Source organism: Brevundimonas sp. EU05-FHT14B11 (assembly GCF_058790835.1).
In genome coordinates, this window is the sequence record NZ_JBYTCY010000001.1 from 1,027,566 (window position 1) to 1,042,330 (window position 14,765).

The window sequence follows — 14,765 nt, forward strand, 5'->3', positions numbered from 1 at the left end:
AGCGATCACCCACGCCTGTGTCATTTCTGTCAGGAGATCAGGCGTAGGCGTAGGGACCGCCGCGTTCCAGGGCGCGTTGATAGGCGGGTCGGGCGTGGATGCGCTCGAGGAAGGCCTTCGCCCTGGCCATCTTCGGTCCGAACGGCGCGCGAGAGCCGGCGGCCTCCAGCGGGAAGCTCATCATGATGTCGGCGGCGCTGAAGCGGTCGCCCGCGAACCATTCGCCCTTGCCCAGTTCCGCTTCCCAGTAGGCCATGTGGTTGGCGATCTGCGGGTCGATCAGGCTGGCCCCGACCTTCTTCGAAATGCCCTGGGCGATGGGGCGGATCAGCAGGGGCGAACGTTGCGGGACGACGCTGAAGATCAGCTTCAGCAGCAGGGGCGTCATGGCCGAACCCTCGGCATAGTGCAGCCAGTAGGTGTAGCGCCGGGCCTCGGGCGTGCCGGCGGGCGGCTTCAGGCCCGGGTCGGGGAAGGCCTCCAGCAGGTATTCGACGATGGCGCCCGTCTCGGCGACGATGATGTCGTCGTGCTGGATCACCGGCGACTTGCCCAATGGATGGATGGCGCGCAGCTCGGGCGGGGCCAGCCGCTGGGCGTTCCGCTCATAGCGTTTGACCTCATACTCGACGCCCAGCTCCTCCAGCAGCCACAGCACGCGCTGCGAGCGGGAGTCGTTCAGATGGTGGACGATGATCATGGCCGGGCTCCGTCAGAGGATCACTGTTGTGCGGTGTTGACGCCGCGTCCGTCCAGAGGCGAACGCACAAGATGGATGGCGTCCGGCGCAAACCCCGCCTAGCTTCACCGCATGGCCGTTTCCCGACTTCGTTCCGCCCTGAAATCCCTCAGCCTCTGGGTGATGATCGCCCTGTTGGCCGGCCTGTTCGCGGGCGCCGCGGCGCAGGCCTGGGGCCTGCCGGGCGGAGAGGGGACGGCGACGCCGATCGCCTCCATCGGGTCCCTGTGGCTCAACGCTCTGAAGATGACCATCATTCCGCTGGTCTTCAGCCTGCTGGTGACCGGCATCGCCTCCATCGCGGATGCGGCTTCGACCGGGCGGCTGGCGCTGAAGGCGCTGCTGGTGTTCGGCCTGCTGCTGCTCGGCGCGGTGACCTACGCCTTCCTCGCGTCCGAGGGGCTGCACATGCTGTGGCCCATCAGCCCCGAGGGCGCGCGCACCCTGTTGTCCAGCGCGCCGGACGCCTCGGTGGTCATCAGCAGCGCCCACGGCGGCGGCCTGCCCGCCTTCCTGGCCAGCCTGGCGCCGCCCAACGCCGTGCGCGCGGCCGCCGAGGACGCCATCCTGGGCATCGTGGTCTTCGCCATCGCCTTCGGGTTCGCCACCACCCGGCTGGAGGCCCGCCTGCGCGCGCCGCTGGTGACCTTCTTCGAGGCCCTGTCCGAGACGATGATCGTCATCGTTCACTGGGTGCTGCTGGCCGCGCCGATCGGCGTGTTCGCCCTGTCCATGGGCGTGGGTCTGAACGCCGGTCTCGGCGCGCTGGGCGTGCTGGGCCACTACGTCACCTTGGTGGTGCTGGCCCAGGTCGGGCTCATCATCCTGATCTATGTCGTGGCCGTGCCGTTCGGGCGCATCGGCCTGAGCCGGTTCGCGCGCGGCGTGGCCCCGGCCCAGGTCGTGGCCTTCTCGACCCAGTCCTCGCTGGCCAGCCTGCCGGCCATGGTCGAGCAGGCGCGCACCGCCCTGGGCGTGTCCACGGCGACGGCGGGTCTGGTCCTGCCGCTGGCGGTGGCGGTGTTCCGCATCACCAGCCCGGTCGCCAACCTGGCCGTGGTCATCTACGTCGCCCACCTGCATGGCATTCATCTGGGGCCGGCTTTGTGGATCGCGGGCGGGCTGACGGCGCTGGCGGTGTCGGTGGGTACGGTGGGCTTGCCCGGTCAGGTCAGCTTCTTCGTCTCCATCGCCCCGATCTGTCTGGCGATGGGCGTGCCGGTGCAGGTGCTGCCGCTGCTGCTGGCGGTCGAGGTCATCCCCGACATCTTCCGCACCATCGGCAACGTCACCGCCGACCTGGCCGCCGCGCGGATCGTCGAGGGCCGCGATGCGGATCTGGACCCGGAGCCGGGCGCCGGGATCTAGGCGCGGGCGCGGCGCTGATGGCGCCTGCTTCGGCGAGCCACTCAGCCCGACATCCACCAGACCCCCGCACCGACCGCCAGCAGGTGAACCAGCACCGCCGCCGCCAGGAGCGTCCGGAACGGCTCCTTGCGCGTCTTGTGGCGCAGCATCTGGCACGCCAGCCACGCCCCGATACCGCCCCACACAGCCGCCCATAACAGGCTCTGTTCGGGGACGCGGCGCCGGTGTTCGCGCGCGGCCGCCTTGTCATGCGCGAACAGGAGGAAGGCGGCGCCCTCCAGCCCGGCCAACCCGATCAGCAAGGCCGGGACCACATAGTCGGACGAGGCGGCGACGTTCAAGGCGACTCCGGTCCCCCGCGCCGCGACAGGGACGACAGCCCGAGGCCGATCAGCACGGCCAGAGCGTCGCCGAGCGCGCGGGAGCGACCGGGCCGGGGGCGTTTCCGCCGCGTTGTCTGGGGATCAACACGAGCGTTTCCTCGTTGGGGGTGCAGATCGGAGAATATTTTCAACAATACTACCTATTGTTGTTGCGTATACGTATTTGTACCTGCTTCGTGATGAGCCTTGGTTACTGCACACGCACCTTGCGTGCACAGAAGTGGGGAAACATTGATCTTCGATTAATCAATAACGGTGACATTCTGAGGTGCGTGATGGGGATCGCGTCGGGCCGCCCTATCCGCGCCTGGCGATACCCCAAGGGGAGACGCCCGATGAAGATGACCATCAAGACCCGCCTTCTGGCATGCCTCGGCGCCCTCGCCATCGGCATGACGGCGATAGGCCTCAGCGGCTGGATCTCGGCCTCGATGGTGGATGGCCGGATGCGCTCGATCATCGGTGATCGGATCGTCCCGATGCAGCAGTTGAAGGCGGCCAGCGACATGTACGCCGTCAACATCGTCGATACGGCGCACAAGGCGCGCGCGGGCGCGATCACCCCGTCCAAGGCTCTGGAGGACATCACCGCCGCCAAGGCGACCATCGCCCAGAACTGGAACGCCTACAGCGCCACGGAGATGACGCCGGAGGAGGAGACCCTGATCGCCAGCGTGACCGAGGGCCTGCCCGCCGCGAACGCCGCGGTCGCCCGGCTCGAGACCATTCTGCGATCGGGAGACGCCCCCGCGCTCGCGCAGTTCGTCGAGACCGAACTCTATCCTGCCATCGATCCCGTCAGCGCCAGCATCGGGGCCTTGGTCGATCTGCAGGTCCGAGTCGCCCGCGAGGACGGCGCGGCCGCGGCGCGGGTGTTCCAGATTTCGCTGATGATCATGGGCCTCGTCGCCCTGTTCGCGGCGGGCGTGCTGGCGGTGACCACACGCGTGATCCTGAGCCGGGTCTCGGCTCCGCTCCAGGCCATGACCGCCGCCATGCGTCGCCTCGCCGACGGCGATCACGGCATCACTGTGCCGGCGGTCGGCCAGCGCGACGAACTGGGCGAGATGGCCAACGCCGTCGTGGTCTTCCGCGACGCCGCCGTCGCCAAAATCCAGGCTGACGCCGAGGTCGTCGAGGCCAAGGCCCGGGCCGACCGCGACCAGAAGGCCGCCAGCGAGGCGGCGATCGCCCAGCAGCAGGCGCTGGTGGTGCAGTCGTTCGGCGTCGCGCTGGAGAAACTGGCCCAGGGCGATCTGACCTACAGCGTCACGGACGACCTGCCGGTCGAGTATGAAAAGCTTCGGTCGGACTTCAACGCCGCCATGGGTGCGCTGAAGGACACTATGGCCGTTGTCGTCACCAACGTCTCGGCCATCCGCTCGGGCTCGGGCGAGATCAGCCACGCGGCCGACGACCTGTCGCGCCGCACCGAGCAGCAGGCCGCCAGCCTCGAGGAAACCGCCGCCGCGCTGGATCAGATCACCGCCACCGTCAACAAGACCGCCTCGGGCGCCCGTCAGGCTTCCAGCGTGGTCCAGGGCGCGCGCGGTGACGCCGAGACCTCGGGCATCGTGGTTCGCGACGCCGTCGAGGCCATGAGCGCCATCGAACGATCGGCCCAGCAGATCAGCCAGATCATCGGCGTCATCGACGAGATCGCCTTCCAGACCAACCTGCTGGCCCTGAACGCCGGGGTCGAGGCGGCCCGCGCCGGCGACGCCGGCCGCGGCTTCGCGGTCGTCGCCTCCGAAGTCCGGGCCCTGGCCCAGCGCTCGGCCGAAGCGGCCAAGGAGATCAAGACCCTGATCTCGGCCTCGACCAGCCAGGTCGACACCGGGGTGAAACTGGTCGGCCAGACCGGCGAGGCCCTGCAGCGCATCGTCGGCCGCGTCGCCGAGATCGACGGCCTGGTGTCCGAAATCGCGGCCTCGGCCAACGAACAGGCCACCGGCCTTCAGCAGGTCAACACCGCCGTCAACCAGATGGATCAGGTCACCCAGCAGAACGCCGCCATGGTCGAGCAGTCGACCGCCGCCAGCCACTCGCTGACGCAGGAGGCCGAGGGCCTGGCCTCGTCCGTCGCCCGCTTCCGCATTGGCGACGCGGCCCCGGCCACGGCCCGCGCCCCGGCGCCGGGTCCGGCGGCCCGTCCTGTTCCGGCCCTGAAAATCATCGGCCGCGGCGGCGCCGCCCGCCGGTCCGAACCGGTCGCCGCCGCCGACGGCTGGGAGGAGTTCTAGGGCTCGGACTCAATCCCGCTCGTCCCGGCTTTCGCCCCCGCCATCCTGACAGGAGAGGCTGTCAGTCAGGCATAGTCCTGGATCGGGCGGACATCCAGTTCGCCCGCCTTGATCGCCCCGATCGCCTGGGCGGCGGCCAGGGCCCCCGCGGCGGTGGTGTAGTAGGGGATCTTCATCATCAGCGCGGTGCGGCGCAGGCTGAAGCTGTCCTGCAGCGACTGCTTGCCCGAGGTGGTGTTGAAGACCAGCTGGACCTCGCCGTTCTTCATCGCATCAACGATGTGCGGACGGCCTTCCAGCACCTTCTTGACCAGCCCGACCTCAAGGCCTTCGCCGACGAGGTAGGCGTGGGTGCCCTCCGTGGCGATCAGGGTGAAGCCTTCGGCCAGCAGGGTCTTGGCGGCGTCGAGGATGAAGGGCTTGTCCTCGTCCTTGACCGAGATGAAGGCGCAGCCCGCGGCCGGCAGGGTGGTGCCGCCGCCCAGCTGGGACTTGGCGAAGGCGCGGGCGAAGGCGGGGGCCATGTCGGCCTCGCCGTCGCGCTTCCAGTCCAGGCCCATGACCTCGCCGGTCGAGCGCATTTCCGGGCCCAGGATGATGTCGACCCCGGCGAAGCGGGCGAACGGGAAGACCGCTTCCTTGACCGCGATATGATCGTACGGCTTGTCGGCCAGGCCGAAGGACTTCAGCGGCACGCCGGCCATGACCTTGGCGGCGATGGCGGCGATCGGCTGGCCGATGGTCTTGGCCACGAAGGGCGCCGTGCGGCTGGCGCGCGGGTTCACTTCCAGCACGAAGATGCGCGGGGTTTCGCTGTGCGGCTCCTCGATGGCGAACTGGACGTTCATCAGGCCGCGCACCTTCAGCGCCCGGGCCATGGCCTCGGTCTGCCGCTTCAGCTCGGCGACGATGGCCGGCGACAGCGAATAGGGCGGCATCGAACAGGCGCTGTCGCCCGAGTGGACGCCGGCTTCCTCGATATGCTCCAGCACGCCCGCCACGAAGACGGTCTCGTCATCGCACAGGGCGTCCACGTCCACCTCGGTGGCGCGGTTCAGATAGTGGTCGATCAGCACCGGATCGTCGCCCGAGACGCGCATGGCCTCATGGACGTAGCGGTCCAGCTGCTCGCGGTCGTGGACGATCATCATGCCGCGTCCGCCCAGCACGTAGGAGGGGCGCAGGACGACCGGATAACCAACTTCTTCCGCCTTCAGCGCGGCTTCCTCGGCGCTGCGGGCCAGGCCGTTGGGCGGCTGCTTCAGGCCGATGTCGTTGAGCATCTTCTGGAAGCGCTCGCGGTCCTCGGCCAGGTCGATGGAATCCACCGTGGTGCCCAGGATCGGCACGCCGTCCTCCTGCAGCGCATGGGCCAGCTTCAACGGGGTCTGGCCGCCGAACTGGACGACGACGCCGATCAGTTCGCCCTTCGAGCGCTCGACGTCGATCAGCTCCAGAACGTCCTCTTCGGTCAGAGGCTCGAAATAGAGGCGGTCGGAGGTGTCGTAGTCGGTAGAGACGGTCTCGGGGTTGCAGTTGACCATGATCGACTCGACGCCGATGTCGTCGAAGGCGAAGGCCGCGTGACAGCAGCAGTAGTCGAACTCGATCCCCTGGCCGATCCGGTTGGGACCGCCGCCCAGGATGATGGCCTTCTTCTTGTCCGACGGCGCGGCTTCGCACTCGGGGACCTGGCCCAGGGCGCCCGTCTCATAGGTCGAGTACATATAGGCCGTGGCCGAGGCGAACTCGGCGGCGCAGGTGTCGATGCGCTTGAAGACCGGGCGCACGTCCAGCGCGCGGCGGGCCTTACGGACGGCCTTCTCGGTCGAACCGGTCAGCTGGCCCAGACGGGCGTCGGAGAAGCCCTTGGCCTTCAGCCTGCGGAAGTCGGTCGCGGTGGTCGGCAGGCCCTGCACGACGACATGGCCCTCGGTGCGGACGATGTCGGCGATCTGGCGCAGGAACCAGGGCTCGTAGGAACAGGCGGCGTTGACCTCTTCCACGGTCAGGCCGTGGCGGAAGGCCTGGGCGATGACGCGGATGCGGTCGGGCGTCGGCTGGCCCAGCGCCCGGATGACGGCGGCGCGCGCCGAAGCGTCGTCCTCGACATCCGCCACGCCTTCGATCTCGATCTCGTTGAAGCCGGTCAGGCCGGTCTCGAGGCCGCGCAGGGCCTTCTGCATCGATTCCTGGAAGGTCCGGCCGATGGCCATGACCTCGCCCACCGACTTCATCGAAGTGCCCAGCAGGGGCTCGGAGCCCGGGTATTTCTCGAAGGCGAAGCGCGGGATCTTGGTGACGACATAGTCGATGCTCGGCTCGAACGAGGCGGGCGTGACCTTGGTGATGTCGTTCTGCAGTTCGTCCAGCGTGTAGCCGACGGCCAGGCGCGCGGCGACCTTGGCGATCGGGAAGCCGGTGGCCTTGGAGGCCAGGGCGGAAGACCGCGACACGCGCGGGTTCATCTCGATGACGACCATGCGGCCGTCGGCCGGATTGATGGCCCACTGCACGTTCGATCCGCCGGTCTCGACGCCGATCTCGCGCAGGACGTTGATCGAGCCCGTGCGCATGCGCTGGTACTCTTTGTCGGTCAGGGTCAGGGCGGGCGCCACGGTGATGCTGTCGCCCGTGTGCACGCCCATCGGGTCGATGTTCTCGATCGAGCAGATGATGATGCAGTTGTCCGCCGTGTCGCGGACGACCTCCATCTCGTACTCCTTCCAGCCCAGCACCGATTCCTCGATCAGCACTTCGGTGGTGGGCGACAGGTCGAGGCCGCGCAGGACGATCTCCTCGAACTCCTCGCGGTTGAAGGCGATGCCGCCGCCGGTGCCGGCCAGGGTGAAGGACGGGCGGATGACGGCGGGCAGGCCGACGAACTCCAGCCCCTCCAGCGCCTCTTCCATCGAGTGGGCGGCCTTTGAGCGGGGGCTTTCGAGGCCCAGCTTGTCCATGGCGTCGCGGAACTTCTGACGGTCCTCGGCCTTGTCGATGACCTCGGCCTTGGCCCCGATCATTTCGACGCCGTATTTAGCCAGCGCGCCGGACTCTTCCAGCGCCAGCGCCGTGTTCAGCGCGGTCTGGCCGCCCATGGTCGGCAGCAGGGCGTCTGGCCGTTCCTTGGCGATGATCTTCTCGACGATCTCGGGCGTGATCGGCTCGATATAGGTGGCGTCGGCCACCTCCGGGTCGGTCATGATCGTGGCGGGGTTGGAGTTGACCAGGATCACCCGGTACCCCTCAGCCTTCAGCGCCTTGCAGGCCTGCACGCCGGAATAGTCGAACTCGCACGCCTGACCGATCACGATCGGGCCCGCGCCGATGATCAGGATGGACTGGATGTCTGTGCGTTTGGGCATGGGCCTGAGGCTCTTCTTCTTTGGATCGTCAGTTCGTCACGACCGCGCACTCCCAGCCGTCGTAGTCGAGCTGGAAGGCCGCGGCCCAGGATTGCATCATGGAGGAAACGGGCGCGAACGACGTCTCGTCCACCGGGATCGTCGTTTCCAGAACGGTCATGTCGTCCTGCCCCCGGGTCACGAAGCCGGCGCGCCGCGCCACCTCGTTCAGGTCGTCGTGGTCGCCCTCGCCGTAGAAGTAGAACAGCGTGTGCCGGGGCGTGACGCCGTTGTCGCCCTGGGCCGCCAGGGCCGCGCGCACGGCGGCGTCGCGTTCGTCATGGCTGGCGTCGGAGGCGGACACGGGCGGGGGAGGCTCCTTGCGCGCGCGAACCCGACGCGGCTTGCGCCGGCGCGGTTTCGTTCGGGTTGTCGGTTAAGCGGCCCGTCTAGAGAAGGGGGGCGTCGGCGGCAAGGCGAAAAGACACCCCGGCGCCGACCGGTCCTCAAGCTATCCGGGGGCGTTCCCACGGGGTGTGTCGCTGATGTGACAAATCATTGCCGGAATTCCCTCCCAAGACGAACACACTCGAGGCGAAGGGAACAAGTTCCCGCCGCTTTGGGTTGCCCAACGGACGTTCGCGGGGGGAGTTTCTGCGCGCGTCCAAATCTTTGCGTCACCAGTCTGGCCATAGTCGGCCGCATTTCATCGGGGTTCTGAAATCATGTCATTCCGTAATCGCCTCCGCGATTCCTCCGCGCTGACAGGCGGCCTTCTCGCCGCCGCACTGCTCGCTACGCCCGCCTTCGCCCAGGATGCGGGCGGTCAACAGCCCGCTCCGCAGGATGAAGCGACCGAAATCGGGGAGGTGGTCGTCACGGGATCGCGCATTCCGCGCCCTAACCTTGAACAACCCACGCCGGTCGCCACGGTTTCCCAGGAAGCGATCCAGACGTCGGGTACCCAGGATCTGGGCCAGATCCTGGCGGAACTTCCGGCGCTGAGCGCGAACTCGACCGTTCGCGCGAACTCCGACAGCTTCGGCGACTCGGGCGGCCTGAACTTCCCGAACCTGCGGGACCTGGGCGCCGCGCGGACCCTGACCCTGGTGGACGGCAAGCGTCACGTCGGCGGCGACGCGGGCAATGCTGCGGTCGATCTGAACTCGATTCCGGCCGCGCTGGTCGAGCGTGTCGAAGTGATCACCGGCGGCGCGTCGGCCATCTACGGCTCGGACGCCGTGTCCGGCGTGGTCAACATCCTCCTGAAGAACGACTTCGACGGCGGCGAGATGACCGCCCAGGTCGGGGGCGTTCCCGACGGCGGCGGCCGCACCTGGTCCCTGAACGGCGTGTACGGCCGCAACTTCCTGGACAATCGCGCCAACGCGACCGTCAGCCTGTTCTACGATCACTCTGACCGGGTCATGGCCAGCGAGGTCGATGCGCTGCGCGACTACGGCTCGATCATCAACCCGCTGAACACCGGGCCGAACGACGGCATCCCCGACCGGATCCTGGTGCCGAACGTGCTCACCGATTACCTCGACGAGAACGGCGTCATCATCGACGCCAATACGTTCGAGATCATCACCGCGCTGCGCAACAACGGGTCGCCCGTTCCGCAACAGCCGCGCATCGGTGAAAACAGCTTCGCCTTCGGCCAGTTCGGCGACTGCGAGACCTGCACCTCGCTGGAGGACTATGTCACGCTGGTGCCCCGGACCAATCGGTACGGGACCGACGTCCGGCTTCGCTATGACTTCTCTCCCAATGTGACGGGCTATCTGGACGCCAAGTTCGTCCGGTCCGAGATCCAGGACTCCGTCCAGCCGTCCTTCACGTTCGGCGACTACCTGATCCAGCCCGACAATGCGTTCATCACCCCGGAGCTGGCCGCCGTCATCGCCGGCCGCGACATCACCTTCGGCCGCTTCAACGCGGACATGGGCTCGCGGGTGAACAATATCTCGCGTGAGACCTATCGTGTCGTGACCGGCCTGCGCGGCACGTTCGAGACCGGCTTCGCCGACTTCGACTGGGATCTGTCGTACAACTACGGTGAGACCCAGAACCGGTTCGACGCCACGGGCGGCATGATCCCGGGCAACTACGCCGCGGCGATCGACGCGATCCGTCTGCCGACCGGCGAGGTCGTCTGCCGCAACATGACGCCTGGTCCCGACCAGACCTCGGAACCCTGCGTGGCGTTCAACCCGTTCGGCCGCCAGAACTCCCAGGCCGCCATCGACTACGTGACCTACGAGGCGACCCGGAACCACACCATCACCCAAGAGGTGGTGACCGGCCTGTTCAACTTCGACACCTCGAAATTCTTCAACCTGCAGGGCGGCCCGATCGCCTTCGCCGGCGGCTTCGAGTATCGCAAGGAGACGAGCGAGAACATCAACGACCCCTTCATCAAGTCGGGGTTGGCCGACAGCGCCGCGCAGCCTGACGCCTATGGCGAGTTCGACGTCACCGAGGTGTTCGGCGAGTTCAACCTCCCGCTGCTGGCGGATCTGCCGTTCGCCTATCGCCTGTCGATCGACGGCGCCTACCGCTACGCGGACTACTCGACGGTCGGTGGAGCGGAAGCCTGGAAAGTCGGCGCCGTCTATGCGCCGGCTCGCGATGTGATGTTCCGCGGAACCTATTCGCGCGCCGTTCGGGCCCCGAACATCACCGAGGCCTTCCTGCCGACGACGGCGGGCTTCTTCTCGGTGAGCGATCCCTGCGACGTCAACAACATCAACGCCGATCCGGATCGGGCGGCCAACTGTGCGGCCGATGGTCTCCCGGGCGGCTTCAACTCCAACACCAACGCGTCGATCGACGGCACGTCCAGCGGCAACCCGAACCTCGATCCGGAAGAAGCCGAAAGCTTCACCTACGGCGTCGTCCTGCAGCCGCGCTGGATCCAGGGTCTGACCTTCACGGCCGACTACTATGACATCAAGATCGACAAGGCGATCGCGTCGATCGGGGCCCAGGACATCATCAACAACTGCTACGACGCCACGGGCGGCCTGGACGCGAACTTCTGCTCGCTGTTCACCCGCGGCGCCGACAACAACATCGACTTCGTTGAGACGACCTTCATCAACGCGGCGATGCTGACCACCAAGGGCTGGGATTTCGAGCTGACCTATCAGCGCGACCTGGACGCCCTGGCGATGGATCACCCGCGGTTGTTCGGCGGACTGCGCGGCCGGCTCTCCGGCAGCCTGAGCGCCAACTATCTGAAGGAGCTGGACTTCTTCGCGTTTGCTGATCGTCCTGACGAAATCGACGTCGAGAAGGGCGAAATCGGCAACCCCGAATGGTCCTACAAGTCCCGCCTGACCTGGGACGGCGGCGGCCTGGCCGTGACCTGGGAAACCCGGTTCGAGGACGAGGTGGCCCGCTTCGACGTCACGCCGAAGCCGGGCGTGAACTCCGCCGAGGCGATCTACCCGAACTATGTGCCGAGCCAAGTCTACCACGACATCATCGTGCGCTACCGCATCGACGGCGGCTTCGGTGGAGCCGACAACGTCGAGCTGTTCGTCGGGGTGAACAACATCACCGACGAGCAGATGCCTTACGGCCTGACCGGCAACGGCACGGCCTCGACCTACGAGCTGTTCGGCCGCTCGGTCTTCGGCGGCGTCCGCGCCCGCTTCTAAGGTCTAGCGCGGAACGGAACGAAGGGGCGGCGTCGATGACGCCGCCCCTTTTTCGCGCCTGCTCGACTGTGGGCGTCAGGCCCGGGCGGCGATCCAGTCCGGGAGGGCGCTGATCGACTCCAGCGCGCCGTACCGGGCATGGCCCTCGGGCGCTTCGGCCAGCTCGTGCGCCCAGGTGATGGCGTAGGGGATATGGACCGCGAAGGCGCCGGCCTCGAGCGCGGGCAGGACGTCGGACTTCATGGAGTTGCCGGCCATGACCGCCTCCTCCGCGCCGGTCCCGTGACGAGCGAAGACGCGCTGATAGGTTCCGCTATCCTTCTCCGACACGATCTCGACCGCGGCGAACAGGTCGCCCAGGCCGGAGGCCGCGACCTTGCGCTCCTGATCCATCAGGTCGCCCTTGGTGATCAGAACGAGGCGGTACTTTTCCGACAAGGCCGCCAGGGCTTCGTCAACGCCGGGCAGGGTCTCGACCGGGTGGGCCAGCATCTCGCGGCCCGCCGCCAGGATCTCGCGCACCACGACCGGAGGCGCTTCTCCGCCGGTCAGTTCCATGGCCGTTTCGATCATCGACAGGGTAAACCCCTTAACCCCGTATCCGTAGAGACGCAGGTTGCGCCGCTCGACCTCGGCCAGGCGGCCCTCGATCAGGTCGCGGTCGCCGTGATCGGCCAGAAGGGCGACGAACCGGTCGTGGGTGAGCCGGAAGATCGTCTCGTTGTGCCAAAGGGTGTCGTCGGCGTCGAGGCCGATAGTGGTGATGCTCATGCGGCGTTCCCTGAACCGGATTCGCGCGCCCGTCGAGCGGGGCGCTGGGCGGTTAATGGTCAATGCGGTCTTGACCACATTCGTCAGGGATATGTTCGCAAACCCGGTTCAGCCTCAACCCCGAGGCAGATCCCGGGGGGCCGCGCAAACGGAGCCGGTCATGGGAAATGAAGCGGGGCGGATCGGTCCGCCCGAGACCACGGCATGGGGTGATGAGGACCTCCCGCCGCAGACGACGCCGGAGCGGCGCGCCTACGCGCCGCCCGAGGACGATCGGCCGGACGCGATCCAGCCCATCGGGCGGCGGTCGTACGCCGCGCCGTACGAGAGCCTGACCTTCACCATGGTCACGCGGGCGCGTCGCGAGCTGACCGTGACCCTGGCCGCCCAGCCGGTGTTCGACCTGGTCCGTTCACTGCCGGTCAGCCGACGCATTCGCCGCACAATCCGCCATCGGGGCGGGGAACGGGCGCTGACGGGACTGAACCGCCGCACCCTGGAGGCGACCGACCTGCAGAGGATCGACCTGCAGACCCTGCGTCACGGACTGGACATGCTGCGCCTCGGCCAGAACGACAGCGGCGTGCTGCCGGTGTTCTGGCGGACCGTGGCGACCAGCCGCGGCCGCTTCTCGCTGCTGTGCTCCGAGATGCAGCACGAGAACACGCCGGGGACCCTGCTGGTCGAGGTGATGGGCGGGCTGGAAAGCGCGCCCGTCGAGGCGATCCAGTCGGCCATCGGCCATTTCGAGACCGACGCCCAGGGGGTGATCCTGCACGTGGCCCCCGACATCGCGGCGGTGCGGCGGCTGGCCGGGACCCCCGGCCGCTGCCTGTCGATCGACTTCGCCGGGGTCAGTCACGAGACCGCGCGGGACTGGCGGGATGCGGCCGCCCTGATCGGGGTCGGCCGTCAGGTCTGCGGCCAGGTCATGCTGCTGAACCTGAGGCCCGACCGCGGCCTGGCCGCGCAGACCGCCGGCGCGACCCACGCGGTCTTCGCCGGCATGGACGCCGTCACCGTCTGATCCCCTAGAGCCAGATCGGCTGAGGCGGAATCGCTTCGCGATCCCGGTGATGCCGCGAATAAGGCTCCAGAATTATGCTGGAGCGAAATCTGAGCTGAGATGGACTGCGTCCAGCTCAACCGATTTCGCTCTAGCCGCCGTTCAGGGCGTCGCGCAGGAAGCGCAGGACGCGGGGCCAGCCGTCGGCCCGTGCAGCGACCAGGCCGGGCAGGGTGCCGCCCAGGGCGAGCGCGCGCTCCAGCCCCGGCGCATCGGCGGCGACCGGGGCGCCGAAGACGGCGTGGCCGGCGTCCGGATAGGTCAGGTTGACGACCGGGTGGCGGAAGCCGTGGGCCTGCAGCCGTTGCTCCACGCGCCGGGCCATCTCCGCCGAGGGCCACAGGCCGTCGGCCTGGCCGGAGATCATCAGCACCGGGCCGTTGATCGCCTCGACCGGGATTTCCGCCTCGGCGGAGGCCGTCGCCAGGCTGTCGTTGTACAGGTTGAACACCCCGGTGAAGCCGTTGGACATGTTGTAGGGAACGTAGGCGAGCGGCTGGCCGCCGGCGGTCCAGGATGAGCCGACGGCGCCGCCGGTCTGATCGATGCCGGCCCAGACGACGTGGGAGGGCACGCCGGCGACGACGGCGCGGATCTCCGGATTGCGGCTGGCGGTCAGCAGGGCCAGTTCACCGCCCTTGGACACGCCCATGACCGCGATCGGGCCGTGGATTTCCGGTCGGGCCTTGAGCCAGGCGAGGGCGCGGTCGACCGGCTCGATGGGAATCTCGTTCAGGACCGGCTTCTGGCCCGGCTCGCCGAAATAGGAGACGGCGATGGCGGCGAAGCCCGCATCGGAAAGGCGGCGGGCCAGGCCACGTCCGCCGCGCAGCCCGCCCTCCGAACCGCCCAGGACGATGACGGCGCCCGCGGAGGCCTGCGTTCCGGGCGCGGGGGCGAAGTATTCGGCGACGAGGCCCTCCTCGCGGATGATCACGTCGGCGGCCCGGGCGGCGGGCGCCGCGACGGTGGGGGCGGGCGTCTGTGCGGTCGCCGGAGCGGTCAGGACGAAGGCGCCCAGCAGCAGGGCGGCGACGGCGGCGGGAAGGCTGGCGGACAGGGCGAAGGACATCAGGATCTCCATTTATCAAGTACTTTATGATGCAAAGTAAATGGAGGGTCAATGAGACTCGCAAACCCTCGTCGTCCGACACCTGTTGACGCCGCGGCCTGAGCGGATGCA

The 14,765-nt window shown here is 67.9% G+C and carries 10 protein-coding genes; 4 read left to right on the plus strand and 6 right to left on the minus strand.

Annotated features, from left to right (window positions below; genetic code table 11):
* Positions 1-37: 37 nt before the first annotated feature.
* Positions 38-700: a glutathione S-transferase family protein gene (locus AC3WRV_RS05075; RefSeq protein ID WP_492312387.1), complete on the minus strand. Its 663-nt coding sequence runs from the start codon at positions 698-700 to the stop codon at positions 38-40.
* Positions 701-811: 111 nt separating this feature from the next.
* Between AC3WRV_RS05075 and AC3WRV_RS05080 the strand changes: the two genes are divergently transcribed.
* Entirely contained in the window at positions 812-2,107 is a 1,296-nt protein-coding gene (locus AC3WRV_RS05080; RefSeq protein WP_492312388.1) for a dicarboxylate/amino acid:cation symporter, read from the plus strand.
* Positions 2,108-2,148: 41 nt separating this feature from the next.
* Here AC3WRV_RS05080 and AC3WRV_RS05085 read toward each other — a convergent pair whose 3' ends face one another.
* A complete protein-coding gene (locus tag AC3WRV_RS05085) occupies positions 2,149-2,448 on the minus strand; it encodes a DUF1294 domain-containing protein (RefSeq protein WP_492312389.1) in 300 nt (99 codons plus the stop codon).
* Positions 2,449-2,825: 377 nt separating this feature from the next.
* Here AC3WRV_RS05085 and AC3WRV_RS05090 point away from each other — a divergent pair, with 377 nt between their 5' ends.
* On the plus strand, positions 2,826-4,733 hold the full coding sequence (locus AC3WRV_RS05090) for a methyl-accepting chemotaxis protein (protein WP_492312390.1): 1,908 nt from the start codon (positions 2,826-2,828) through the stop codon (positions 4,731-4,733).
* Positions 4,734-4,798: 65 nt separating this feature from the next.
* Here AC3WRV_RS05090 and carB read toward each other — a convergent pair whose 3' ends face one another.
* A complete protein-coding gene (gene carB, locus AC3WRV_RS05095) occupies positions 4,799-8,098 on the minus strand; it encodes a carbamoyl-phosphate synthase large subunit (protein WP_492312391.1) in 3,300 nt (1,099 codons plus the stop codon).
* 28 nt (positions 8,099-8,126) lie between these two features.
* Positions 8,127-8,441, minus strand: coding sequence for a hypothetical protein (locus AC3WRV_RS05100; protein ID WP_291838124.1), 315 nt, complete (start codon positions 8,439-8,441; stop codon positions 8,127-8,129).
* A 361-nt stretch (positions 8,442-8,802) separates the two neighbouring features.
* Between AC3WRV_RS05100 and AC3WRV_RS05105 the strand changes: the two genes are divergently transcribed.
* Positions 8,803-11,745: a TonB-dependent receptor domain-containing protein gene (locus AC3WRV_RS05105; protein WP_291838121.1), complete on the plus strand. Its 2,943-nt coding sequence runs from the start codon at positions 8,803-8,805 to the stop codon at positions 11,743-11,745.
* A 75-nt stretch (positions 11,746-11,820) separates the two neighbouring features.
* On the opposite strand, the gene AC3WRV_RS05110 is transcribed toward AC3WRV_RS05105, so the two are convergent.
* Complete coding sequence (locus AC3WRV_RS05110) at positions 11,821-12,516, minus strand: HAD family hydrolase (RefSeq protein WP_492312392.1); 696 nt, start codon at positions 12,514-12,516, stop codon at positions 11,821-11,823.
* 160 nt (positions 12,517-12,676) lie between these two features.
* Between AC3WRV_RS05110 and AC3WRV_RS05115 the strand changes: the two genes are divergently transcribed.
* Positions 12,677-13,543, plus strand: coding sequence for a hypothetical protein (locus AC3WRV_RS05115; protein ID WP_291838115.1), 867 nt, complete (start codon positions 12,677-12,679; stop codon positions 13,541-13,543).
* A 130-nt stretch (positions 13,544-13,673) separates the two neighbouring features.
* Here the strand turns inward: AC3WRV_RS05115 and AC3WRV_RS05120 are convergent, their stop codons facing one another.
* On the minus strand, positions 13,674-14,654 hold the full coding sequence (locus tag AC3WRV_RS05120) for an acyl-CoA thioester hydrolase/BAAT C-terminal domain-containing protein (RefSeq protein WP_492312393.1): 981 nt from the start codon (positions 14,652-14,654) through the stop codon (positions 13,674-13,676).
* Between the last annotated feature and the right edge of the window lie 111 nt (positions 14,655-14,765).